Raw genomic sequence first — 24,480 nt, forward strand, 5'->3', positions numbered from 1 at the left:
GGGGTTTGCCACGGGCGGGTGCGGGTGCGTTCGTGGTTGCTCGCGCAGTTCCCCGCGCCCCTGGGGCGTTACACCGAGCCCATGTGATCAAGTCGCCGGAGGATTACGCCCTCCCTCAGCGCCCAGGGACAGATCTCCAGCTTCTCCACACCGAACAGATCCATCGCCCCCTCCGCCACCAGGGCGCCCGCCAGCAGCTGGCCGGCTCGGCCCTCCGAGACTCCCGGGAGTTCGGAGCGCTGGGCCACCGTCATCCCCGCCAGCTGCGGCACCCACGCCTCCAGGGACTCCCGCTTCAGCTCGCGCTGGACGTAGAGGCCCTCGGCGGAGCGGGCGGCGCCGGCGAGGCGGGCCAGTTGCTTGAAGGTCTTGGAGGTGGCGACCACATGGTCGGGGGCGCCGAAGCGGGTGAACTCGCCGACCGTGCGGGCGATCTGGGCGCGGACATGGCGTCGTAGGGCCCTTATCGCCTCCGGGTCCGGCGGGTCGCCCGGCAGCCAGCCCGCGGTGAGGCGGCCGGCGCCGAGGGGCAGCGAGACCGCGGCGTCGGGCTCCTCGTCGATGCCGTACGCGATCTCCAGGCTGCCGCCGCCGATGTCGAGGACGAGCAGCTTCCCGGCCGACCAGCCGAACCAGCGGCGCGCGGCGAGGAAGGTGAGACGGGCCTCTTCGGCGCCGGTGAGGACCTGGAGCTCGACGCCGGTCTCGGCCTGCACGCGCGCGAGGACGTCGTCGGCGTTGCTGGCCTCGCGCACGGCGGAGGTGGCGAACGGCAGGAGGTCCTCGACGCCCTTGTCCTCGGCGGCCTGGAGGGCCTCCTTGACGACCGCGATCAGTTTGTCGACCCCTTCGGGGCTGACGGCCCCGGCCTCGTCGAGGAGTTGGGCGAGGCGCAGCTCCACCTTGTGCGAGTGCGCGGGCAGCGGGCGCGCGCCCGGGTGTGCATCCACCACCAGGAGATGCACCGTGTTCGATCCCACGTCGAGGACACCGAGTCTCATGTACGGAACGCTACTGCCAGCCGAGCCGTCCGCCGTCCCCGGAGCCGTCCTGGGCGACTTACCCTGGACGCGTGCCAAAGACCAAAAAGGCGAAGAATGAGCAGGCCGCCACGGCCTCCGGCGCTTCTTCGCAGGCGAAGTCGCAGGTGGAGTCGTCGGTGAAGCCGTCGGTGACAGCGTCGGCGGACTCCCAGAAGTCACAGCTGATGACCGAGGTGAAGTCGCCGAAGATGTCGAAGAAGGCCCGGGCCGCGGACGAGAAGGGGCTCGACTTCGCGCGCGCGTGGGTGGAGTTCCCGGATCCGGCGGACGACGAGCAGGTCTTCCGGTGCGATCTGACATGGCTGACCTCTCGCTGGAACTGCATCTTCGGCAGCGGCTGCCAGGGCATCCAGGCGGGCCGCGCGGACGACGGGTGCTGCACGCTGGGCGCGCACTTCTCCGACGAGGACGACGAGAAGCGGGTGGCCGGGCATGTGGCCAGGCTCACTCCGGAGATCTGGCAGTTCCACGACGAGGGCCGGGAGCACGGCTGGATCTCGGAGGACGAGGACGGCGACCGGCAGACCCGCCCCTACCAGGGCTCCTGCATCTTCCAGAACCGTCCCGGCTTCGCCGGTGGCGCGGGCTGCTCGCTGCACATCCTGGCCATAAAGGAGGGCCGCGAGCCGCTGGAGACCAAGCCGGACGTCTGCTGGCAGCTTCCGGTGCGGCGGACGTACGACTGGATCGACCGGCCCGACGACACCCGGGTGCTCCAGGTGTCGATCGGCGAGTACGACCGGCGCGGCTGGGGTCCGGGCGGCCATGACCTGCACTGGTGGTGCACGTCGGCGACCTCGGCGCACGGCGCGGGCGACTCGGTGTACGTGTCCTACGGCCCGGAGCTGACCGAGCTGATGGGCAAGGCCGGCTACGACCGGCTGGTCGAGCTGTGCGAGGAGCGGCTGGCCTCGCAGCTGCCGCTGCTGGCACCGCATCCTGCCGATCCGGTGGGCTGAGGGGCGTATCGCGCGGGGCTGCGGGCGCCTCCCGCTCGCCACGTGGGCTGACCGGTCCATCAGCGACCGGTCTACGACGTCGACGGGCTCGGGTCGCCGCTGTCGCTGGGCGGCGGGGTCGAGCTCGCCGGGTCCGAAGGGGCCGTGTCGGTCGGGGTCGGGTCCGGGTCGGGCGACGAGGGCGGTGGGTCGCTCGGCGTCGGGTCCGTAGGCGCTGACGTGGTGGGTGTCGGGTCGGGGTCGTCGGACGAGGGCGGCGGGTCGGCGGGGGTGCCGGGGTCGGTCGGGGTGGGCGCGGTGCCGTAGCCCTCGATGGAGACGACGGCGCCGGCCGGTGACACGGCCACCCGCGCGCTCCAGTAGCCGGACGGCTCGCGCAGATGGTCCACGTACACCTTGATCGTCAACGACTCGCCGACGGCGAGGGTTCCCGCGGACTGGCTGAGGTAGAGCCAGGAGGCGCCGGTGGTCGCGGACCAGCGGACCGGGGTGTCGCCGGTCGCGGTGAGCGTGATCAGCGTGGTGTCGCCGCTGTTCCCTGCCGCCACCTCCAGTTGGCCGGCGCCCTGCTTTCCGGCGCCCGCGACGCTGATGACCTCCACGGACACGTCGGGTTTGTTGCCCTTGGTGAAGCGGTCGCCGGGCGGGGTGCTGGCGTTGCCCGCGTTCTCGTAGCCGTCCCCGACCGCCTCACCGTCCAGGCCGTCCGGGCCGCGCGCCTCGCTGGCGGAGGCCGAGCGGCCCTCGGTGCCCTCGGCCGTGGACGTGCCCCGGTAGGCGGCCCAGAGCGCCAGGACCGGGGCCGCGACGACGGTGGCGACGACGGTCGTGGTGACGGCACGCGCGCGCAGGCGGTCGCGGCGGGCCGCGCGGTCCTTGGGGTCCATCGGGAAGCCACGCCGGTCGAAGCGCGGCGCGGCGGCGCCCCGCGCGCGCGGGAAGTGCGCCATGGCGACGTGCAGGGTCGCGCGGGGCGCCTCCAGGACGGGCAGTTCCGAGGGGGTGACGCTCGCGCCGGGCCAGCGGCCGGTGATCGCGCGCTCGGCGGTACGGCGGCAGCGCGGGCAGTCGTCGACATGCCGGACCAGCTCACGCCGTACGGCCGTGCTGAGCACCAGCTGGTGGTCGCCGGTGAGGCGGGCGACCCCCGGGCAGGTGCCGGTCTCCACGACGGCGAGGGCCGCGCGGGTGCGCTCGACCTCGCAGGCGGCGGCCGCGAGCAGTTCACGGGCGGCGGTGAGGTCCATGCCGAGGACGGCGGCCACCTCGTGGGCGGCGAGGTGGTGGCGGACGGCGAGTTCGAGGGCCTCGCGCTGCTCCGGGGTGGTGCCGGCGGCCTCCGGCCAGGCGAGCAGGGCGAGTTCACGCCGGCGCGCCTCCAGGACCTCCTCGGAGACGGGCGGGGCCGACGCTCTTACGGCGTTGTCACGGCCCGCCGCGTGGGTGGCCTGACGTTTCTGCTTGGCCTCGGCCAGCTTGCGCAGACAGGCCCAGCGGGCCAGCGCGTACAGCCAGGCCCGGCGGTCGCCCGCCGCGTCCGGGCCGCGGCGCTTCTCGGCGAGCGCGAGGACGTCACCGAGCGCGGCGGTGGCCGCGTCGTGGTCGCACAGCACCGACAGGCAGTAGGTGAACAGGCCGTCCAGGTACGGCTCGTAGCGCGCGGGCGGCCGCTGCGCCAACGTGCGCGCGGCACCGCGATCGCGCGCCTCCCGCCGCGCCCGATGTGCGCCGGTGGTACGGGTCGAGGTCTCCGGACTGCTGCTCATCACCCGTGGACCGTAGGACGCGGCAGTTGGCCCCTTCCCGCACCTTGAGCACTTTTACTCCGTACGGGTGAAACGATCCCTCATAAGGGGACAGGAACCTTCTGTTCCGGCGCTCTGAGTGTGACGTACGCCATTTTCTGAGTAGCCGTACTCATGTCCGGTCCACGGCGCGCTCACAGACTTCGAGCATGAGACGAATTTCCCTGATGCCGCTGGCGGCACTGACCGCGCTGTGCGGGCTCACGCTCGCGGGGTGCGGCAACGAACAGGCGGACACGCGCGCGAAGGCCGACGTGGACCATGTCCGGGCGGGTTCGTCCGGCTCCCCCACCACCCGTCCTGACCCGGCCGACGACGAGTCCGGCGACTCCGAGTTCATCGCGTTCATGATGCTCCTCAACACGGTCGCCGAACCGTGCCTGCCGGAGCTTCCGACCGCGGTGCCCCCGGAGGAGTCGGAAGCCATGGAAGAGATCCCTTCCGACGCGCCCCGCCCCGACGAACTGCCCCTCCCCGACGAGCCGCCGCCCTCGAGTGAACCGCGCGACCCCGAGGAGGCCTTCCAGGAGATCGAGCTGAGCTCCGTCGAGAAGTGCGACGCCGAGCAGCACGTCCGCCGCATCACGAAGGCCCTCGCCGCGGGCACCGCCGACCCGGCGCCGGGCGACGTCGACGCGGTCCTGCGCGGGCTCGGCTACATCGAGGAGCGCATCGACGGCCCGCAACGCGCGCGTGGCGGGGTCGAGTTCACGCTCGACCTGCGGGTGATGGGCGGCTCGCTGTGCCTGTCCGGTACGACGACCGGCACGAAGACCACCATCGAGCCGTACGGCGCCGACGTGGAGGTCGCCTGCACGGAAGTGCGGAGGTGAGGCGCGGAAACTGAGCCGCGGCGGGCGTTGTCAGTGCGGGCGGCTACGGTTTCGTCCATGGCTGCCCGTACGAAGACCGCCAAGGACCGCCCCGCCTTCCGCTGCACCGAGTGCGGCTGGCAGACGGCGAAGTGGCTCGGCCGCTGCCCCGAATGCCAGGCATGGGGGACGGTCGAGGAGTACGGCGCGCCCGCGGTGCGTACGACGGCACCCGGCCGCGTCACCACCTCCGCCCTGCCCATCGGCCAGGTCGACGGCCGTCAGGCGACCGCCCGCTCCACCGGCGTGCCCGAGCTGGACCGCGTCCTGGGCGGCGGCCTCGTCCCCGGCGCGGTCGTGCTGCTGGCGGGCGAGCCCGGCGTGGGCAAGTCCACGCTCCTGCTCGACGTGGCGGCCAAGTCGGCGAGCGACGAGCACCGCACGCTGTACGTCACGGGCGAGGAGTCGGCGAGCCAGGTGCGGCTGCGCGCCGACCGCATCAAGGCCATCGACGACCATCTGTACCTCGCCGCGGAGACCGACCTGGCCGCCGTCCTCGGCCACTTGGACGCGGTGAAGCCGTCCCTGCTGATCCTCGACTCGGTGCAGACGGTGGCCTCCCCGGAGATCGACGGCGCCCCCGGCGGCATGGCCCAGGTGCGCGAGGTCGCGGGCGCGCTCATCCGGGCCTCCAAGGAACGCGGCATGTCCACGCTCCTGGTGGGCCATGTCACCAAGGACGGCGCGATCGCGGGCCCGCGCCTGCTGGAGCACCTCGTGGACGTGGTGCTCTCCTTCGAGGGCGACCGGCACGCGCGCCTCCGTCTCGTCCGGGGCGTCAAGAACCGGTACGGCGCGACGGACGAGGTCGGCTGCTTCGAACTGCACGACGAGGGCATTACGGGCCTTGCGGACCCGAGCGGACTTTTCCTGACCCGTCGTGACGAACCGGTCCCCGGCACCTGTCTGACGGTCACCCTGGAGGGCCGCCGCCCGCTGGTGGCCGAGGTCCAGGCCCTGACGGTCGACTCCCAGATCCCCTCCCCCCGGCGCACCACCTCCGGTCTGGAGACCTCCCGCGTCTCGATGATGCTGGCCGTCCTGGAGCAGCGGGGCCGGATCAGCGCCCTCGGCAAGCGGGACATCTACTCCGCGACGGTCGGCGGAGTGAAGCTCTCGGAGCCCGCCGCGGACCTGGCCATCGCCCTCGCGCTGGCCTCCGCCGCGAGCGACACCCCGCTGCCCAAGAACCTCGTCGCGATCGGCGAAGTAGGCCTCGCGGGCGAGGTCAGACGGGTCACGGGCGTCCAGCGCCGACTGGCCGAGGCCCACCGTCTGGGCTTCACGCACGCCCTCGTGCCGGGCGACCCCGGCAAGATCCCTCCCGGTATGAAGGTCCTGGAAGTCGCCGACATAGGGGACGCCCTGAGAGTCCTTCCGCGCTCGCGTCGGCGAGAGGCCCCACGGGACGAGGAGGAGCGCCGGTAGACTTTGCCCTGGTCTCGCCCGTCCGTACGAACCGAATGTGCGAAACGGGAGCGCCAGAAGAACCTGCGACCGGAGGAGTGCAGTGGCAGCCAACGACCGGGCAGCAGCTCCCGGAAAGTCCGGCGGGAGCTCCGGTGCCGATGGCCTGATGCGCGCCTCACTGAGCGCCGTGGCACCCGGCACGGCCCTGCGCGACGGCCTGGAGCGGATTCTCCGCGGCAACACGGGCGGGCTCATCGTGCTCGGCTTCGACAAGACGGTGGAGCCGATGTGCACGGGCGGTTTCGTCCTGGACGTCGAGTTCACGGCCACGCGCCTGCGTGAGCTGTGCAAGCTCGACGGCGGCATCGTGCTCTCCTCGGACCTGTCGAAGATCCTGCGGGCCGGCGTCCAGCTGGTCCCGGACCCGACGATCCCGACGGAGGAGACCGGCACCCGTCACCGCACGGCGGACCGGGTCTCCAAGCAGGTCGGCTTCCCGGTCGTCTCGGTCTCCCAGTCGATGCGTCTGATCGCCCTCTACGTCGACGGCCAGCGCCGCGTCCTGGAGGACTCCGCGGCGATCCTGTCCCGCGCGAACCAGGCCCTGGCAACCCTGGAGCGGTACAAGCTCCGCCTGGACGAGGTCGCGGGAACGTTGTCAGCGCTGGAGATCGAGGACCTCGTCACGGTCCGGGACGTCTCCGCGGTGGCCCAGCGCCTGGAGATGGTCCGCCGCATCGCGACGGAGATCGCCGAGTACGTGGTCGAGCTCGGCACGGACGGCCGCCTCCTGGCCCTCCAGCTCGACGAGCTGATCGCGGGCGTGGAGCCGGAACGCGAACTGGTGGTCCGGGACTACGTCCCCGAGCCCACGGCCAAGCGCTCCCGCACGGTCGAAGAGGCCCTGTACGAACTGGACGCCCTCACCCACGCCGAGCTGCTCGAACTCTCCACGGTGGCCCGCGCCTTGGGCTACACCGGCTCACCGGAGGCCCTGGACTCCGCGGTCTCCCCCCGAGGCTTCCGCCTCCTGGCTAAGGTCCCGAGGCTCCCGGGCGCGATCATCGACCGCTTGGTGGAGCATTTCGGCGGCCTGCAGAAGCTGCTGGCGGCAAGCGTGGACGACTTGCAGACGGTGGATGGGGTCGGCGAGGCAAGGGCGAGGAGCGTGCGAGAGGGCTTGTCCCGCTTGGCCGAGAGCTCGATCCTAGAACGGTACGTATAGGCACCTAAGGGGCGCGGGGAACTGCGCGACCAGCCCCCACACAGCAGCACACGACCATCAACCCACTGCGGCAGCCCCTTAGTCGCTCTCCAGCACGAACGACGTCTGCACCTTCGCAAACCCCGGCGCAGCCAACTCCACCAGGTACGTCCCAGCCCCGGCCACCCCCGCGGGCGGCGTCGCACACTGCGGAGCACTCGGCTTACGGTCCCACTTCACGGTGTACGTGATGCTGCTACCGGCCGGCGCCCGGAACACCAGACTCCCCGCCGTCTTCGGGCAGTCGGCAGACGACCAGTACTCTTCGTCCTCCGCGGCCTGAGTGATCGTCAACACCGCGCTCTTCGGCCCGAGATCGACCTTGCAGTCACTGCCGGAGGAATTGGTCGCGGTCACCAGCAGCGTGGGCGTCTCACCGGGCCCGTACCCGTTGTGAAGACTGCGCACGGTCAACTTCACCGCGCCTGTCGTGCAGTTGGGCAGCGTCGAGCCCGCCGGCACCGTGTCGTTCTGACCGACACCACTGCCCGCACCGCCACCGGCCGCCCCACCGTCCGAGCCGCCGGAACCGGAGGAACCCGAGGACCCGGAACCCGCGGTCGAACCGGAACCGTCTCCGGACCCGTCACCGGAGCCCGACCCACCACCGTCCCCGCCACCGCTCGACTCGTCGCGCCCGCCCGGCGCTTGACTGATCGCAGGCCCGGAACTCGACGGTCCCGGGGTGATGGAGGGCGCGGGATTCTTGCCGTTGGTCCCGTCGGCACCGTTCTTGCCGCCACCACCGCCCGACGTGACCACCCAGGCGATCAGCAGCGCCAACAGGGCCAAGACAGACAGCAGTACGGCCCTCCGTCGCCAGTAGATGGAGGAGGGAAGCGGCCCAACCGGATTGCGCAGAGATCCCACGGCGCAAACTGTACGAGAGATCGGCGCCTCCGCTGCCCCTACCCGCCGCGGGGGATCACAACTTTTCCGGATCATCATTCCGGACGCGGGCGTTCCACCCCTGTCTTTCGTCGGGTGCGGCTCCTGACGATCGCGGGGTGTGACCGTATCGGCCCGCCGCCTACGGTCCGTGACCATGGATGACGAGGACACCGCGCTCTACCGCGACATCACCGACTTCGCCCACGACACCCCTACGTGGGTACAGCACACGGCCGAGACATGGACGGAGGCCGGACTCCTGCTGTTCGCCGCGCTGTTCGTCCTCGCGTGGTGGCGCGCCCGCCGCACCGAGGCACGCCCGTTCGCGATCGCGGCCCTTGCACCTCTGGCCACGGCTCTGGCGTATGTGTGCAGCGAGGTGCTCAAGTCCGGTTTCCGGGAGGAACGCCCGTGCCGGGCCGTCGCGACGGCGGCGCCGTCCCTCGCGGACTGTCCGCCGCCCGGCGACTGGTCGTTCCCCAGCAACCACGCCACGATCGCGGGCGCGGCGGCCGTCGCCCTCGTGCTGGTCCGCCGGGCACTGCTGTGGTTGACGGTCCCGCTCGCCCTTCTCATGGCCTTCTCGCGCGTCTTCGTCGGCGTCCACTATCCGCACGACGTGGCGGCGGGGCTGGCGCTCGGAGCGCTGGTCGCCGCCTTCGCCGTACGGCTGGGCAGTCAACCGGCGACCCGGCTTGTCCTGGCGATGCGGGCCTCGTCGATGCCTGCCGTGCGGTGGTTCGCGGGGCCGGGGCCGGCGGCGCACCGGGCGTCGTACGAGCTGCGCTGAGCCTCAGCCCTGCGGATCCATCAGCCCGGCCTCGTACGCCACGATCGCCGCCTGTACGCGGTTGCGCACGCCGAGCCGGTCGAGGACCGCGCTGACGTACGCCTTCACCGTGCCCTCGACGAGGTGCAGCCGGGCGGCGATCTCGGGGTTGGACAGGCCGGTGCCGACCAGGGCGAGCACCTCGCGTTCGCGCGGGCTGAGTTCGGCCACGCGCGCGCGTGCCGCGGTCTCGCGGTCGAGGCGGTCACTGTCGCGCCGGCCGCTGTCGACGACGTACCGGGCGACCTTCGGGGACAGGAAGGCCCCGCCGCCCGCGACCGCCCGTACGCCCGCGATGAGTTCGTACGGGTCCCCGGACTTGAGCAGGAAGCCGGTGGCTCCGTCGCTCAGCGCGCGGGCCACGTAAGCCTGTTCGGAGAAGGTGGTGAGCATCGCGACGGCGGTACGGGGGACGGTCCGTACGATCTCCTCGGCGGCGGCCAGGCCGTCCAGGCGGGGCATGCGGATGTCGAGGAGGGCCACGTCCGGGCGGTGTGCCTGGGCGAGGCGGACGGCCTCGCGGCCGTCCGCCGCCTCCGCGACGACCTCCGTCTCACCGCTGCCGGCGAGGATGGCGGACACGCCCGCGCGGATCATGGCCTCGTCGTCGGCCAGCAGTACGCGGATCACGGGCGGGCCTCCGGGCTTGCGGGCGTGCGTCCGGCTCCGGGGATCAGGTCCTTCGTCACCAGCCGCCCGTCGTCGTCGAAGCAGAGCCGGAAGTGGTCGACGGAGACGAGGAGTTCGCCGCTGGCACGGTAGTAGCGGCAGTCGGTGTTCGGAGGCGGTGCCGGGGCGCGTTCCACGGGGGCGTCGCGGACGGTGCGATCCGGCAGCACGCGCGCGAGGTCGGCGGCGGCGGTGCCGGGGCGCAGTGCGGCGTAGGCGGAGGACGTCAGCACGGAGTGGGTCTCCGTGTAGGCGTACCAGCCGAAGCCGCCGCCGATCAGCACGATCCCGGCGGAGGCGGCGAGGGCCACCGCGCGCGTGATGCTCAACGGGGCGCGTCGCCGGGGCTGTTCGGGGACGTACGCCCGTACCCGGAAGCCGTCCTCGTACGGCCCCGCCTCGAACTCTCCACCGAGCGCCGTGACGGCGCCCCGCAACCCCAGCAGCCCGCTGCCGCCCCCGGCCGGACCTGGGACCGAATGCGGCCGCGTGGCCCGCCCGTTGGTGACGGTGACCGTGTTCCCGGCCAACGCCACGACCACGGCCGCCCCGGGCGCGTGCCGCGCCGCATTGGTGAGCCCCTCGCGCACCACCCGGTAGAGCAGCCGCCCGACGGCACTACGGGGGTCCGCCTCGGCATCCTCGGGACGCGCCTGAACCGCACACGTGCCCATCTCGGCGCCCTCGGGACGCGCCTCAACCACACACGGGCCCATCCCGGCACCCTCGGGACGCGCCTCAACCGCACACGGGCCCATCCCGGCGCCCTCGGGACGCGCCTCAACCGCACACGGGCCCATTCCGGCGCCCTCGGGGCGCAGCTCAGCCCCGCGGCGGCCAGCCTTGGCACCCTCGACCCCATGGGTGCCCGCCGCAACCCGATCGAGCCGCACCGACAGCCCCGACTCCGCCGAGCGGGCGACGAGTTGGGGGACCGTCTCGCCCGGCGGGGTGAGGGGTGCGGGGTCGTCGGGGTCCCTGAGTACGTCGATGATCTGGTGCAGCCGGTCCGTGGCGTCGGCGGCGGCCGTGCGGAGGTCGGCCACGGCGGATCGGTGCTCCGGCGCGAGTCCGGGGGCCATCTGGAGGGCGCCCGCGCGCAGTGCGAGGAGGCTCAGTTCGTGGCCCAGCGAGTCGTGCATGTCCTGGGCGATGCGGGCCCGTTCGCGCAGCCGCGCCTGTCGCTGCTCGCCCTCCAGGCGCGCCGCGCGGGACCAGCCGGCGGCGGCCAGCTCGCGGCTCTGCCGCCAGTGGCGGCCGCCCAGCCAGGGGAAGACACTGCCGAAGAGCAGGGTGCACATCAGGACCACCCACTCCGGTGCCGGGTCGACCCCGACGAGCGCGATCCTCACCGTGCCCGCGCAGCCCACGGCCGCGAAGACCGCCCATGCCGGGCGCACCCGGTCCGCCCGCAGCCCCAGCAGCAGGGCGAAGGCGGCCAGGGCGGGGCCGTACGAGACGCTGAACAGCGCGGGGGTGGATGCCAGGCTCAGTACGGCCACCGCCGCGAACGCCTCCAGGGGCCGGCGTCGGGACAGGGCGGCCGCCACCGCCAGGACGCCCAGGCCGGCCGCCTGCTGCCACCCCGCGCGCGGTTCGTTCAGGCCGACGCGGTCCGCCGTCAGCGCGGGCAGCGCCAGGGCCGCCCAGAGCAGGCAGGCCCGTCGTAGGTGAGGACGTTGGTGAGGACGTTCCATCCGGCCGACGTTACAAGTGACTGGAGAAACGGCACTGCTGTCGATCGTCAGGTGCTGCCGTACGCCTCAGGGGTGGCGGTGCCCCCGCGCCCCCTCCCCCGCATGGCAGGATCGGAAGGCCATGACTGCGCCCATCACCAAGTCCCCCGCCCTCTCCGAAGCCGAGACCGGAGCCGCGGCCGAAGCCGGAGCCGAGGGTGCGGTGCGAGCCGCCGCCCGAGTCGGCGCTCAGCCCGACGCCGACACCTCCGCCGGAGAGCATCTGCACGCCCCCGTCATCGACTGGTTCGACGAGCACGCCCGCGATCTGCCGTGGCGCCGCCCCGACGCCGGGCCGTGGGGGGTGATGGTCAGTGAGTTCATGCTCCAGCAGACGCCCGTCAGCCGGGTCCTGCCGGTCTACGAGCAGTGGCTGGCCCGCTGGCCGCGCCCCGCGGACCTCGCCCAGGAGGCGCCCGGAGAGGCCGTCCGCGCGTGGGGCCGACTCGGCTACCCGCGCCGCGCGCTGCGGCTGCACGGCGCCGCCGTGGCGATAACGGAACGGCACGGCGGGGACGTACCCACCGACCACGCCCAGCTGCTCGCGCTGCCCGGCATCGGCGAGTACACGGCCGCGGCCGTCGCCTCCTTCGCCTACGGCCAGCGGCACGCGGTCCTCGACACCAACGTCCGGCGGGTCTTCGCGCGGGCCGTCACCGGCGTGCAGTACCCGCCGAACGCCACCACCGCCGCCGAACGCAAGCTGGCCCGCGCCCTGTTGCCCGCGGACGAGCCCACCGCCTCCCGCTGGGCCGCCGCCTCCATGGAGCTCGGCGCGCTGGTGTGCACCGCCAAGAACGAGTCCTGCCACCGCTGCCCGATCGCCGCGCAGTGCGCCTGGCGGCTCGCGGGCAAGCCGGAGCACGACGGTCCGCCGCGGCGCGGACAGACGTACGCCGGTACCGACCGCCAGGTGCGCGGCAAGCTGCTGGCGGTCCTGCGCGAGGCGCACGCGCCCGTGCCGCAGGCCGCGCTGGACCGGGTGTGGCACGAGCCGGTGCAGCGCGCGCGGGCCCTGGACGGGCTCGTCGCGGACGGGCTCGTGGAGCCGCTGCCCGGTGGTTTGTATCGGCTGCCGTTGACATAACGCCGCACGAACACCGCCCCAAATCACCCCGAACCGGCGCGATTCGCTGCGCCGGTTTACCCCTTTCCTGCTTCCGTTACACAACCGACGGACAGCCGAGGGCTAGCCGCGCGCTGCTCCGCACAGCCCCGTGACAACCGCTCCGTAGCTTCATTGGCGTACCGCAAGGACGGCGGCACACAGGCAATGAAGAACCGGCGGCAGGCAAGTCGGAAACGGGGATGGAGGCGGTCGATCATGGCGCAGGGCGAGGTGCTCGAGTTCGAGGAGTACGTCCGCACCCGGCAGGACGCGTTGCTGCGCAGCGCCCGTCGCCTGGTCCCGGACCCCGTCGACGCCCAGGACCTGCTGCAGACGGCGCTGGCGCGGACGTACGGCCGCTGGGAGACCATCGAGGACAAGCGGCTCGCGGACGCCTATCTGCGCCGGGTCATGATCAACACCCGGACCGAGTGGTGGCGGGCCCGCAAGCTGGAGGAGGTGCCGACCGAGCAGCTCCCGGACGCCTCGGTCGACGACGCCACCGAGCAGCACGCGGACCGCGCCCTGCTGATGGACATCATGAAGGTGCTCGCCCCCAAGCAGCGCTCCGTGGTCGTGCTGCGACACTGGGAGCAGATGTCCACGGAGGAGACCGCCGCCGCCCTCGGCATGTCGGCCGGTACGGTCAAGAGCACGCTGCACCGGGCCCTCGCCCGGCTCCGCGAGGAGCTGGAGAGCCGCGATCTGGACGCACGCGCGCTGGAGCGTGAGGAGCGGGAGCGTTGCACGGCGGCCTGACCGACAGGGCTCGCGGCGCCGACGGGACACTCGGCGCCGGCCTCGACCCCGCACCGGGACGGGGCGCTTTCCAGGCGGCGATGACGGCGGTGGCCGTACTCGCCGCCCTTGCCCTTTTCGTCTCCGCCTGCGCCACCGGCGGCACCGGCACCCGTGACGAGGGTCCGGCCCATGTCGAGACCTCGGCCGGCTCGGAGATGGCCGCGGGCGCCGCGCCCTCGGCCACGGCCTCGTACTCCGGCAGTCTGACCAAGGCCGAGGCCGCCCAGCTGCTCAAGGACGACCCCTCGGTCTCGGCCGAGGTCAAGAACGACCTCCAGCCCTGCACCGGGGACGACCCGCCCGTCGACGTGACCTCCGGCAACCTGACCGGCGGAACCGCGCGTGACGTCGTGGTCAACGTGCTGACCTGCAGCGACATCATCGGCATAGGGGCGTACGTGTATCGCCTCCAGGACGGCGCGTACGAGAATGTGTTCAAGGCCGAGGAGCCCCCGGTCTACGCGCAGATCGACCGCGGCGAGCTGGTGGTGAACAAACAGGTGTACGAGAAGGGCGACGCGGTGGCGGCACCCTCCGGCGAGTACGTGTTCATCTACCGCTGGACGGCGGGCCGGTTCGTCAAGCGCTCGGACGAGTACAGCGAGTACGGCAAGACGTCCGGGGACACGGCCGCGGAAGCGCCCACGCCGGTGCCGACGACCTGAATTCCGAGAAGCCCTGGATTTCCGTGAACCGATCGGGCCGCTCGGAACGATCACCTTTCGACAGCAAGACCGAGCCGCAAGACCGAACCGCAAGACCGAGCAGTAAGACCGAACCGCAAGAACAAGCCGTAGGACCAAGGACAGAGAGCAGCGGGATGGCAGACCAGACTCACGTTCTGTTCGTCGAGGACGACGACGTCATCCGCGAGGCCACCCAGCTCGCCCTGGAGCGGGACGGCTTCGCGGTCACCGCGATGCCCGACGGCCTGTCGGGCCTGGAGGCGTTCCGGGCGAACCGCCCGGACATCGCGCTGCTGGACGTCATGGTCCCGGGCCTGGACGGCGTCAGCCTGTGCCGGCGCATCCGGGACGAGTCGACCGTGCCGGTGATCATGCTGTCGGCGCGCGCCGACTCCATCGACGTGGTGCTAGGCCTGGAGGCCGGGGCCGACGACTACGTGACCAAGCCGTTCGACGGCGCCGTGCTGGTCGCCCGCATCCGCGCGGTGCTGCGCCGCTTCGGACACGCGGGCGGCGGCGAGCGGGGCGACGACTCGGCGGCCGCGGCGGACGGCGGGGTGCTGACCTTCGGCGAGCTGGAGATCGACACCGAGGGCATGGAGGTGCGCCGGGCCGGGGAGCCGGTGGCGCTCACCCCGACCGAGATGCGCCTGCTCCTGGAGTTCTCCTCCGCGCCGGGTACGGTCCTGTCCCGCGACAAGCTCCTGGAGCGCGTGTGGGACTACGGCTGGGGCGGGGACACGCGCGTGGTGGACGTCCATGTGCAGCGGCTGCGGACGAAGATCGGCCAGGACCGCATCGAGACGGTCCGTGGCTTCGGCTACAAGTTGAAGGCCTGAGCGGGGCGGACATGCGGGGGACAATGCAGCGCCTGGTCCCGGCGCGACTGGAGCGCGCGGGCATCCGTACGGGACTGCGGTGGAAGCTCAGCGCGGCCATCGCGTTCGTCGGCGCGCTGGTCGCGATCGCGCTGAGCCTGGTCGTGCACAACGCGGCCCGGGTGTCGATGCTGGACAACGCCCGCGATCTCGCGGACGAGCGCATCCAGATCGCCCAGCGCAACTACGACCAGTACAGACGGCCGAACCCCTTCCCCAACGTCAAGATCAACGACTCCTCGCTGCCGAGGGAGCTGCGGGAGAAGGTCGAGCAGGGGCGCCGGGCGACCTATGTGACGGACCGGCCGGGCGGCGAGCCGGACATCTGGGCCGCCGTACCGGCGGCGAACGGCAATGTGCTGTCCCTGCACACCACGTTCACCGACCGCAGCACCGACATCCTCAACGACCTCGACCAGGCCCTGGTGATCGGGTCCATCGCCGTCGTCCTCGGTGGCAGCGCCCTCGGCGTGCTCATAGGCGGCCGCCTGTCGAGCCGGCTGCGCAAGGCGGCGACGGCCGCGGGGCAGGTCGCGAGCGGCGAGACGGACGTACGGGTGCGGGATGCCATCGGCGGTGTCGTACGGGACGAGACCGACGACCTGGCCAGCGCGGTGGACGCGATGACGGACGCGCTCCAGCAGCGCATCGAGGCCGAGCGCCGGGTCACCGCGGACATCGCGCACGAACTGCGCACCCCGGTGACCGGCCTGCTCACGGCGGCGGAGCTGCTGCCGCCCGGCCGTCCCACGGAGCTGGTCCTGGATCGGGCGAAGGCGATGCGCACGCTCGTCGAGGACGTGCTGGAGGTGGCCCGCCTGGACAGCGCGTCGGAGCGGGCGGAGCTCCAGGACATCCTGCTGGGCGAGTTCGTCAGCCGAAGAGTGGCGGCCAAGGACCCGGACATCGAGGTCCGCGTGGTGCACGAGTCGATGGTCACGACCGACCCGCGCCGCCTGGAGCGCGTCCTGTTCAACCTGCTCGCCAACGCCGCGCGGCACGGCGAGCCGCCGATCGAGGTCACCGTCGAGGGCCGGGTCATCCGCGTCCGCGACCATGGGCCGGGCTTCCCCGAGGACCTTCTCGCCGAGGGGCCGAGCCGTTTCCGCACGGGCAGCGCGGACCGCGCGGGGCACGGCCACGGCCTCGGCCTGACCATCGCCGCCGGCCAGGCCCGGGTGCTGGGCGCCCGCCTCACCTTCCGCAACGTCCGCCCGGCGGGGGCGCCGGACGGGGTCCGGGCGGAGGGGGCGGTGGCGGTGCTGTGGCTGCCGGAGCATGCGCCGACGAACACGGGGAGCTATCCGATGATGCCGTGAGGCTCGGCATCGGCCTTGTGTTCAGAACGGCCGTGTTCAAAAGGCCCTGTTCAGAACGGTCGCGTTCAGAACGGCTTAGAGAAGTCCAGCTCCTCGCTCCGCTCGGTCAGCGAGTACCAGTTGCCGTTGTCGTCACGGAAGATCGCCTCGATGCCGTACGGCCGCTCCTGCGGCTCCTGGATGAACTCGACCCCGCGTGCCCGGAAGGTCTCGTAGTCCCCTCGGCAGTCATCGGTGCGGAAGGCACCGGCACCGATGACCCCCTTGCCGACCAGCGTCTTCAGCGCCTGGGACGACTCGGCGTCGAGCCCCGGCCCGTCGAGGCTCATCAGGGCCAGCTCGACCCCCGGCTGGTCCTTGGCGCCCACGGTGACCCAGCGCATGTCGCCCATGGAGATGTCGTCCCGCACCTCGAAGTCGAGCTTCTCGGTGAAGAAGGCCTTGGTGCGCTGCTGGTCGAAGGTCCACACGGTGGTGATGCCCAGGCCCTTGATCATGGCTCTGCTCTCCTGTCGTCCGGGGTTTCACCGTAGGCAGGGCTGCCGTCAGGGCGCTTCTCCGGAATTGCGGTCCCTGCGTGGGAAGCCGCCGGCCCAGAACAGGGCGTAGCAGCCGGGGATCAGAGACGCCCCGCGCCCCACGTGCTTGGCCCGGTACTCGCTCGGTGTCAGCCCGGTCCGTGCCTTGAAGCGCGCGGAGAAGGTGCCGAGGCTGCTGAAGCCGACGAGGTGACAGATCTCGGTGACGGACAGGTCGGCGCCGCGCAGATACTCCTCGGCGCGCTCGATGCGCCGGTGGGTCAGATACTGCCCGGGCGTCTCGCCGTAGACCTCCTTGAAGGCCCGGAGGAAGTGATACCGCGAGTACCCGGCATGGGCGGCCACGGTCTCCAGGTCGAGGTCGGGGTCGGCCCAGTCCCGGTCCATGGCGTCCTTGGCGAGCCGCAGCTGCCGGGTCCTGTCCATGCGGTCGATGGTGGCACGGGGCGCCGACATCGTCGTAGGACAGGAAGCAGGACATGGAGAAGGCCCCCGGGGCGGACACCGACCGGGGGCCTTCAGTTCATCTGCGCCTCTGCTCAGGCGCTCGGCGTCGGATCAGCGGATCAGACGGCCTCGACCATCGCCGGAGCCGCGGCGGACTCCGCGTCCTGCGCCTTCGGCCCCGCGCCCTTCAGCGGGACCTCCTTCACGAAGACGGCCGCCACCAGCGCGACCACCGCGACGACGGACCCGAGCAGGAAGGCCGAGTGCGTGCCGGAGGACACGGCGTGCTGGTACGCCTCGCGCAGCGCGTCCGGCAGCTTGGCCAGGCTCGCCGCGTCCAGCTGCGCGGACTGCTCGGTCATCTTGGCCCCGGCCGCTCCGCCGCGCTCGGCCATGACGTCCTGGACCCGGTTGTTGAACAGGGCGCCCATGATGGCGACGCCGAACGACGAGCCCAGCGTCCGGAAGAGGGTGGTCGACGACGAGGCGACGCCCATGTCCTTCATCTCGACGCTGTTCTGCGCGACCAGCATGGTGATCTGCATCAGGCAGCCCATGCCGAGACCGACGACGGCCATGAACACACCGGAGGTGACGCGGGACGTGCCGGTGTCCATCAGCGACAGCAGGTAGAGGCCGACGACCATCAGCACGCTGCCGAGGACGGGGAAGACGTAGTACCGCCCGCTGTTGGTGGTCACCCGCCCGGCCACCATCGAGGTCACCAGCATCGCGCCGAGCATCGGCAGGAGCAGCAGGCCCGAGTTGGTCGCGGAGGCGCCCTGGACGGACTGCTGGTAGAGCGGCAGGTAGAGGGTCGCGCCGAACATCACGAAGCCGGTGATGAAGCCGATGACCGACATCAGGGTGAAGTTGCGGCTGCGGAAGATGTGCAGCGGCACGACCGGCTCGGCGGCCTTGGTCTGCCAGAACACGAACCCGATCAGCGAGGCCACGCCGATGCCGATGAGCTCCATGATCCGCGCGGACGTCCAGGCGTACTCGGTGCCGCCCCAGGTGGTGACCAGCACGATCGAGGTGATGCCGACGGTCAGCAGCGCGACGCCGAGGTAGTCGATGCGCGCCTTGGCCCGCTTCTTCGGCAGGTGCAGCACGGCGCTGATCGCGGCCAGCGCGACGACGCCGAGCGGCAGGTTGATGTAGAAGGACCAGCGCCAGCCCCAGTTGTCGGTGATGGTGCCGCCGACGAGGGGACCGCCGATCATCGCCAGCGCCATGACGCCGGCCATCATGCCCTGGTACTTGCCGCGCTCCCGCGGCGGGATGAGGTCACCGATGATCGCCATGACGCCGACCATCAGACCACCGGCGCCGAGGCCCTGCACGGCCCGGAACCCGATGAGCTGCGGCATGTCCTGGGCCATGCCGCTGAGCGCGGAGCCGATCAGGAAGATCACGATCGACGACATGAAGGCGCCCTTGCGCCCGTACATGTCACCGAGCTTGCCCCACACGGGCGTGGAGGCCGCGGTCGCGAGGGTGTACGCCGTCACGACCCAGGCCAGATGTTCGAGTCCGCCCAGATCGCCGACGATCGTCGGCATCGCGGTGCCCACGATCATGTTGTCGAGCATCGCGAGCATCATCGTGATCATCAGGGCGAGCAGGACGACCCGCACGCTCCTGGGTTGCTTCTCGTCTTCCGGTGCTGCTGGCTCGGCTGCCTGTGTGTCCGCCATGATTCCCACTCCCCCGGCACTTACTTGCCGCCCGGCTAGTTAACTACACTGAGGGAAGGTAGACCCGTAACTAGCCGGGCGTCAAGTAAGTTTTGTTCCAAGCCAGTTTTCCCCAGTCAAGGAGTGCGCGAGGATGGGCGGCACCATGGACGGCACCAGGCAGCGGCGCCGCGGGAACACCCGCCAGCGCATCCAGGACGTGGCCCTCGAACTCTTCGCCGAGCAGGGTTACGAGAAGACGTCGCTGCGCGAGATCGCGGAGCGCCTGGAGGTCACGAAGGCGGCGCTGTACTACCACTTCAAGACCAAGGAAGAGATCCTGGTCAGCATCTTCGACGATCTGACCCAGCCGATCCTCGACCTGATCGAGTGGGGCAAGCAGCAGCCGCACACGCTGGAGACCAAGCAGGAGATCGTACGGCGCTACAGCGACATCCTCGCCGACGCCGCCCCCCTGTTCCGCTTCATGCAGGAGAACCAGGCGACGGTCCGGGAACTGCGCGTCGGCGAGACCTTCAAGGAGCGCATGCAGGGCCTGCGCGACATCATGATCGACCCGGCGGCGGACCTGGTCGACCAGGTCCGCTACATCAGCGCGATCTTCACCCTGCACGCGGGGATGTTCTTCCTCCAGGACCTGCCCGGCGACGCGGAGCAGAAGCGCAAGGCGGTCCTGGAGGTGGCGGCGGACCTGGTGACGCAGGCCCACGGGGCCACCACGAAAGACCGGGGCGGGTCTTAGGGCGTGTCTTAGACGGTCACGCCCTTGGAGCGCAGGAAGGCGACCGGGTCGACGGCCGAACCGTAGTTGGCGGTCGTACGGATCTCGAAGTGCAGGTGCGGACCGCTGGAGTTGCCGGTGTTGCCGGACAGGGCGATGCGCTGGCCGGTCTTGACGACCTGGCCGACCTTGACCTCGATGCGCGAGAGATGGGCGTACTGCGAGTAGAGCCGGTTGCCGTGCTTGATGACGATGGCGTTGCCGTACGCGGAGCCGTCACCGGCACCGTTCCCGCCGGCCTTCACGACGGTGCCGCCGTGCGCGGCGAAGACCTTGGTGCCGCTGGACACGGCGAAGTCCTGCCCGCTGTGGGTGGACTGCCACATGCTGCCGGCCTGCGCGAAGCTCGCGCTCAGCGTGTACTTCTTCACCGGGTCGACCCAGGAAACGGTCTTCTTGGCGGCGACGCCGGTCTCGGCGGCCGCCGCGACCCCGGTCCCCAGCACGGCCGAGGCCCCCAGGCCGACGGCCACCACGGCCGCACGGGTGCGGAGCTTGGACATACGGGAAGAACGGGAAGCGATACGCGGGGACATCGGAACCTCATGGGGACGGGGACAGAAAAACCACCCGGCGCACAGGCATCCGCCGGATGGGGCATCCCTTGGTAACCCCGACTTCCCGAAACGCCCAAACCCCCTGTCTACGACGGAAGCTAGTACTTCATCCGAAAACTTCCGCTTCCTTGACAGAGAGCCCACTCGGGACGAATCCACCCAGGACGGCGAAATTTCCTCAAAGGTTCCGGGACAAAAGTCCTTTTTGCCCCGATCGGGCTCACTGCTAAGCGCCTTAGTAACGGACAAATCGCCTGTGCGGCATGTCACCGGGCACGGAGATCGACGGACCGGGGAATGTGACGGGGGCTACGCCGCGGGGCCTCCGCGAGGGCGCACGGGGACTCTCCCCACCCGCACACACATCAAGTGACGCAAGCCTCTTCCCACTTACCCCTCAGTAACCTTACGGTTCCCCTCGCGCCACCCACGCCAACCATCATGCCCCCGTCAACGGCAGCAGCACCGGACGTGAGAGGACCCCCCACCCATGACGAACCGACGCCCCCTGGTGCGCCGCATGACCGTCACCGCCGTCTCCACGGCGGCCCTCGTCGCACTCGCCGCCCCCGCCGACGCCGCGACCACCGAGGACGTCGACTACGCCACCTGGCAGCAGGACTGCCAGGCGGTCATGAACCAGGCGCTGCCGTACCTGAAGCAGCGGATCGCCGCCACCAAGCCCGGCGAGAAGCAGGCGATCGTCTTCGACATAGACAACACCACCCTGGAGACCGACTTCGGCTTCAGTTACCCGCAGCCGGCCAACAAGCCGGTCCTGGACGTCGCCGAGTACGCCCAGGAACACGGCGTCTCCCTGTTCTTCGTGACGGCCCGCCCCGGCATCATCTACTCGGTCACGGACTACAACCTCGACCACGTCGGCTACGACGTCTCCGGCCTCTACGTCCGCAGCTTCATCGACCTGTTCAAGGACGTCGCCGCCTACAAGACCGCCCAGCGCGTCGACATCGAGAACAAGGGCTACACGATCATCGCGAACATCGGCAACAGCGCCACCGACCTCTCGGGCGGCCACGCCGAGAAGACGTACAAGCTCCCGGACTACGACGGTCAGCTCTCCTGACCGACCTGGTCAACTGCCGATATCCTCACCCCCGTTGACGTGATCACGGGGGTGAGGCGGATGGACCCGGCGGTCCTCGGCAGCAAGTTGGCGTCGAGCCTGATGGCGTCCCTGGTACGGAAACTCTTCGCGCCGGACGCCCCGGGGGCGGGCCTGACCGACAAGCCCGTACGCCTGTCCTCCCTGGTCTCCTTCCGCGGCGAGAAGCGCACCCTCGGCGAGAAGGAGGTCCGCGCCCTGGCCCGCCGCATGGTCAACGCGGCCACCGAATCCCCCGGCGAGCCCCCTTTCCCCGCCGACGATGAACCGGCCGTCATCGACGCCCTGACCGCCCGCCTGCTGGCCCTCGGCGACCTGGACATGGACGACGTACAGGCGGTGGACCTCGGCCACTGGGAACTCGCGCGGACCCTCGCCCGTACGGCACCTTCCCCCACCGGCCTGTCCACCGACGCCGGCTACTTCCTCGACTCCGCGACGGAATGGGCCTGCCTCCAGATCCTGGAGTTCTTCACACGCAGGTCCACCTTCGTGGCGCGCACCCTGGTCGAGCAGACCCGCAGACAGGCCGTCCTGATCGCGAAGACCGACGAACTGCTGTCCCGCACCCCCCGCCCAGGCGCCGCGGACCGCGCCTTCGAACGCCGCTACCTGCGCCACATGGCCGAGCGCCACAACCACATCACCATCTACGGCATCGACCTCCGCGACTCCCCGGACCGCTGGCCGCTGGAGGTGGCGTACCTGAGCCTGGAGGCGACGGCGGTCGAGGAACGCACCCTCCCGGAGGAGCGCCCCGCCGGCCCCCTGACCGTCCAACTCCCCGCCGAGGACGCCCTCCTGACCCACGACCGCGTCCTCCTGCGCGGCGACGCGGGCTCCGGCAAGACGACCCTGGTGCAGTGGCTGGCGGTGACGGCGGCGGGCGAGCTCTCGGACATTCCGTTCGTCCTCCCCCTCCGCACGTTGATCCGCGCGGGCGCCCTGCCCGCACCGGCGGAATTCCTGAAGGCCGTGAGCTGCCCCCTGACTCCGCCAGAGGGATGGGCCGAACGAGTCCTGGCGGCCGGCCAGGGCCTGATCCTGATCGACGGCCTGGACGAGATCCCGGCCCCCGACCGCACCCGCACCCGCGACTGGCTCCTCGCCCTCATTCACGCCTTCCCCGGCAACCGCTGGCTCCTGACCTCCCGCCCCACCGCCGTACGCCCCGACTGGCTGACGGCCGAAGGCTTCCACGAACTGCTCCTGGCCCCGATGCGCCGCCCGGAGGTCGCCACCTTCGTCCACCGCTGGCACACGGCGGCGGGGGCCCCGGAGTACGAGGGCCCGCTGCTGGACTCCCTGCGCACCAAACGCGACCTCGCCCGCCTCGCCACCAACCCCCTGATGTGCGGCCTGATCTGCGCCCTGCACCGCGACCGGCGCGGCTATCTCCCCAGGGGGCGCGAGGAGTTGTACGAGGCAGCCCTGACGATGCTGCTCACCCGCCGGGACCGGGAGCGCGGCCTGGGTGAGGAGGAGCTGGGCGAGAACGCGCAGCTGGAAGTCCTCCAACGCCTCGCCTACGCCCTGGTGTTGAGCGCCCGCACGGAGATGGACGTCGAGACGGCCGAGGGCATCGTGGAGCGCTGCCTGCCGTCGATCTCGGCGCGCGGTGACGCGGCTTCCGTGCTCCGCGCCCTGCTGCTGCGCAGCGGCCTGCTCCGCCAACCGGCCCTGGGAGTCGTGGACTTCGTCCACCGCACGTTCCAGGACTACCTGGGGGCGCGGTACGCGGTCGAGGAGGGCCACCTCGACGTCCTGCTCAGCCACGCGGACGACAGCCAGTGGGAGGACGTGATCCGCCTGGCGGTGACCCACGCCAGGCCGCGTGAACGGGCGTCGCTGCTACGGCAGTTGCTGGCCCGCGAGACTCCCCGGCTGACGCTGCTGGCCCTGTCCGCCCTGGAACACGACGCGGTCGTGGACGCGGCGGTCAAAACGGCCGTCGAGTCACAGGCGGCTGCCCTGATCCCGCCCCGCACCACCGCGGAGGCGAAGACCCTGGCGGAGGCGGGTCCCCTGGTGCTGGAACTGCTGCCGGGCCCGGACGGACTGACCGACGACGAAGCCCTCGCCGTCACCGTCACCGCCTCGATCCTCGGCGGGGAGGAGCCCGACGGGGCGTTGGCGGTGCTGCGACGGTTCCGTGAGCATCCGGATCTCGATGTCCGGCGTCAGCTCGTGGGGACGTGGGACCGGTTCGACACCGAGGAGTATGCGGTGGAGGTCCTGGACCATCTGGACCGTACGGATCTCTACATCACCTGTGCGTCGGCCGAGCAGCGAGCGGCGCTTGCACGGATGGCCTCCTGGCCCTCTCTGAGTTTCAAAGGCCCGCACTCCGTCGAGGACATCCTGGGCTCCCTGCCCGCGCCCGAAGCGGTGAGCGAGCTGGACCTGATGGAGAACCCGCTTCTCACCGATCTGAGAGCCCTGCTACCGCTCACCTCACTTAACAGATTGGCTCTGACCAGCTGCCCGTCCTTGGAAGGCCTGGACCGACTCACTGCACTGACCAGTCTCGGTTTCTCCGATATCGGCGACATTTCCCGGCTGCGTTCTCTGCGCGGGATCCTCAATATCTCCGTCGTGCAGGAACTGCCGGGTACCGCTCTCCCCCACGTCCTACCTGTCGACTCACCGCTGGAGCTTCTCTTCCTTGGCAAGGGCAGCACCAATGACACCGGCCTGCGCGGATTGCGGCACTGGGCCACCCTACGAGTGCTCAGCCTCGGCCCGCTGACCACCGAACTGACCCTCGCTGACTGGCAGGAGGTCACGGAGCTGCCGGAGCTGACCAGGCTCTTCCTGAACGCGAGGATCATCCGCGACTTCCCGCACTCCGTAGAGGCCATGCCCGAACTCCCCGGCATCGAAGTGCTACGAGTCGCGAACATGCACGGCGCCGAAGACCTTTCGCCCCTCGTCCCCCGCCTACCGGGCCTCCGCTCCGTAACCCTCCAGAGCAACCCCGGCGAACCCATATCCGCCGCCCCCTACGAAGGCCTTTTCCCGGACATCGAGATCAACCTGGACCTGCGCTAGGCAAACCCG

At 71.1% G+C, this 24,480-nt stretch carries 22 protein-coding genes; 13 read left to right on the top strand and 9 right to left on the bottom strand.

The window, feature by feature from the left end:
• Positions 1-68 precede the first annotated feature (68 nt).
• Positions 69-1,001 carry a Ppx/GppA phosphatase family protein gene (locus IQ210_RS08295; protein WP_194078246.1) on the bottom strand — a complete coding sequence of 311 codons (933 nt, stop codon included), beginning with the start codon at positions 999-1,001 and terminating at the stop codon, positions 69-71.
• A 206-nt stretch (positions 1,002-1,207) separates the two neighbouring features.
• Here IQ210_RS08295 and IQ210_RS08300 point away from each other — a divergent pair, with 206 nt between their 5' ends.
• A complete protein-coding gene (locus tag IQ210_RS08300; protein ID WP_228047468.1) occupies positions 1,208-2,002 on the top strand; it encodes a hypothetical protein in 795 nt (264 codons plus the stop codon).
• Positions 2,003-2,073: 71 nt separating this feature from the next.
• On the opposite strand, the gene IQ210_RS08305 is transcribed toward IQ210_RS08300, so the two are convergent.
• Positions 2,074-3,768 (bottom strand): BACON domain-containing protein, encoded by a 1,695-nt coding sequence (locus IQ210_RS08305; protein ID WP_228047384.1) that lies wholly within the window; start codon positions 3,766-3,768, stop codon positions 2,074-2,076.
• Positions 3,769-3,956: 188 nt separating this feature from the next.
• Here IQ210_RS08305 and IQ210_RS08310 point away from each other — a divergent pair, with 188 nt between their 5' ends.
• From IQ210_RS08310 to disA, 3 genes are all read left to right on the top strand, one after another.
• The gene (locus tag IQ210_RS08310; protein ID WP_194078249.1) at positions 3,957-4,640 is read left to right on the top strand and encodes a hypothetical protein; all 684 of its coding nucleotides are present in this window, start codon (positions 3,957-3,959) and stop codon (positions 4,638-4,640) included.
• Positions 4,641-4,697: 57 nt separating this feature from the next.
• Positions 4,698-6,107 (top strand): DNA repair protein RadA, encoded by a 1,410-nt coding sequence (gene radA / locus IQ210_RS08315; RefSeq protein ID WP_194078250.1) that lies wholly within the window; start codon positions 4,698-4,700, stop codon positions 6,105-6,107.
• A gap of 82 nt (positions 6,108-6,189) precedes the next feature.
• Complete coding sequence (gene disA / locus IQ210_RS08320) at positions 6,190-7,314, top strand: DNA integrity scanning diadenylate cyclase DisA (protein WP_194078251.1); 1,125 nt, start codon at positions 6,190-6,192, stop codon at positions 7,312-7,314.
• Between the two features lie 78 nt (positions 7,315-7,392).
• Here disA and IQ210_RS08325 read toward each other — a convergent pair whose 3' ends face one another.
• Positions 7,393-8,223, bottom strand: a complete 831-nt coding sequence (locus tag IQ210_RS08325; RefSeq protein WP_194078252.1) for a hypothetical protein — start codon at positions 8,221-8,223, stop codon at positions 7,393-7,395.
• A gap of 175 nt (positions 8,224-8,398) precedes the next feature.
• On the opposite strand from IQ210_RS08325, the gene IQ210_RS08330 reads away from it, so the two are divergent.
• Entirely contained in the window at positions 8,399-9,034 is a 636-nt protein-coding gene (locus IQ210_RS08330; RefSeq protein ID WP_194078253.1) for a phosphatase PAP2 family protein, read from the top strand.
• 3 nt (positions 9,035-9,037) lie between these two features.
• Here the strand turns inward: IQ210_RS08330 and IQ210_RS08335 are convergent, their stop codons facing one another.
• Together IQ210_RS08335 and IQ210_RS08340 are read right to left on the bottom strand one after the other, a co-directional pair.
• On the bottom strand, positions 9,038-9,703 hold the full coding sequence (locus tag IQ210_RS08335; RefSeq protein ID WP_194078254.1) for a response regulator transcription factor: 666 nt from the start codon (positions 9,701-9,703) through the stop codon (positions 9,038-9,040).
• A complete protein-coding gene (locus tag IQ210_RS08340) occupies positions 9,700-11,439 on the bottom strand; it encodes a sensor histidine kinase (protein ID WP_194078255.1) in 1,740 nt (579 codons plus the stop codon). Before IQ210_RS08340 ends, IQ210_RS08335 begins: the two co-directional genes overlap by 4 nt.
• 121 nt (positions 11,440-11,560) lie before the next feature.
• On the opposite strand from IQ210_RS08340, the gene IQ210_RS08345 reads away from it, so the two are divergent.
• The 5 genes from IQ210_RS08345 to cseC all read left to right on the top strand — a co-directional run bounded on the left by IQ210_RS08345 (position 11,561) and on the right by cseC (position 16,270).
• Positions 11,561-12,565: an HhH-GPD family protein gene (locus tag IQ210_RS08345; protein ID WP_228047385.1), complete on the top strand. Its 1,005-nt coding sequence runs from the start codon at positions 11,561-11,563 to the stop codon at positions 12,563-12,565.
• A gap of 237 nt (positions 12,566-12,802) precedes the next feature.
• Positions 12,803-13,345 (top strand): SigE family RNA polymerase sigma factor, encoded by a 543-nt coding sequence (locus tag IQ210_RS08350; protein ID WP_059193955.1) that lies wholly within the window; start codon positions 12,803-12,805, stop codon positions 13,343-13,345.
• The gene (locus IQ210_RS08355) at positions 13,330-14,052 is read left to right on the top strand and encodes a hypothetical protein (RefSeq protein ID WP_407699687.1); all 723 of its coding nucleotides are present in this window, start codon (positions 13,330-13,332) and stop codon (positions 14,050-14,052) included. The genes IQ210_RS08350 and IQ210_RS08355 overlap by 16 nt, the downstream gene beginning before the upstream one ends.
• Positions 14,053-14,207: 155 nt before the next feature.
• On the top strand, positions 14,208-14,912 hold the full coding sequence (gene cseB / locus IQ210_RS08360) for a two-component system response regulator CseB (RefSeq protein WP_194078256.1): 705 nt from the start codon (positions 14,208-14,210) through the stop codon (positions 14,910-14,912).
• A gap of 11 nt (positions 14,913-14,923) precedes the next feature.
• Positions 14,924-16,270: a two-component system sensor histidine kinase CseC gene (gene cseC / locus IQ210_RS08365; RefSeq protein ID WP_194078257.1), complete on the top strand. Its 1,347-nt coding sequence runs from the start codon at positions 14,924-14,926 to the stop codon at positions 16,268-16,270.
• Positions 16,271-16,335: 65 nt separating this feature from the next.
• Here the strand turns inward: cseC and IQ210_RS08370 are convergent, their stop codons facing one another.
• The 3 genes from IQ210_RS08370 to IQ210_RS08380 form a co-directional block, all read right to left on the bottom strand.
• A complete protein-coding gene (locus IQ210_RS08370) occupies positions 16,336-16,767 on the bottom strand; it encodes a VOC family protein (RefSeq protein WP_194078258.1) in 432 nt (143 codons plus the stop codon).
• Between the two features lie 48 nt (positions 16,768-16,815).
• Entirely contained in the window at positions 16,816-17,235 is a 420-nt protein-coding gene (locus IQ210_RS08375) for a helix-turn-helix transcriptional regulator (RefSeq protein ID WP_194078259.1), read from the bottom strand.
• A gap of 140 nt (positions 17,236-17,375) precedes the next feature.
• Positions 17,376-18,956 carry an MDR family MFS transporter gene (locus IQ210_RS08380; RefSeq protein WP_194078260.1) on the bottom strand — a complete coding sequence of 527 codons (1,581 nt, stop codon included), beginning with the start codon at positions 18,954-18,956 and terminating at the stop codon, positions 17,376-17,378.
• A gap of 133 nt (positions 18,957-19,089) precedes the next feature.
• On the opposite strand from IQ210_RS08380, the gene IQ210_RS08385 reads away from it, so the two are divergent.
• On the top strand, positions 19,090-19,698 hold the full coding sequence (locus IQ210_RS08385) for a TetR/AcrR family transcriptional regulator (RefSeq protein WP_194078261.1): 609 nt from the start codon (positions 19,090-19,092) through the stop codon (positions 19,696-19,698).
• Between the two features lie 8 nt (positions 19,699-19,706).
• Here IQ210_RS08385 and IQ210_RS08390 read toward each other — a convergent pair whose 3' ends face one another.
• Entirely contained in the window at positions 19,707-20,273 is a 567-nt protein-coding gene (locus IQ210_RS08390) for a M23 family metallopeptidase (RefSeq protein WP_194078262.1), read from the bottom strand.
• A 511-nt stretch (positions 20,274-20,784) separates the two neighbouring features.
• Here IQ210_RS08390 and IQ210_RS08395 point away from each other — a divergent pair.
• A complete protein-coding gene (locus IQ210_RS08395) occupies positions 20,785-21,381 on the top strand; it encodes an HAD family acid phosphatase (RefSeq protein WP_194078263.1) in 597 nt (198 codons plus the stop codon).
• A 60-nt stretch (positions 21,382-21,441) separates the two neighbouring features.
• A complete protein-coding gene (locus IQ210_RS08400; protein WP_194078264.1) occupies positions 21,442-24,471 on the top strand; it encodes an NACHT domain-containing protein in 3,030 nt (1,009 codons plus the stop codon).
• Positions 24,472-24,480 lie beyond the last annotated feature (9 nt).

Source organism: Streptomyces justiciae (genome assembly GCF_015163075.1).
Taxonomy (GTDB): domain Bacteria; phylum Actinomycetota; class Actinomycetes; order Streptomycetales; family Streptomycetaceae; genus Streptomyces; species Streptomyces justiciae.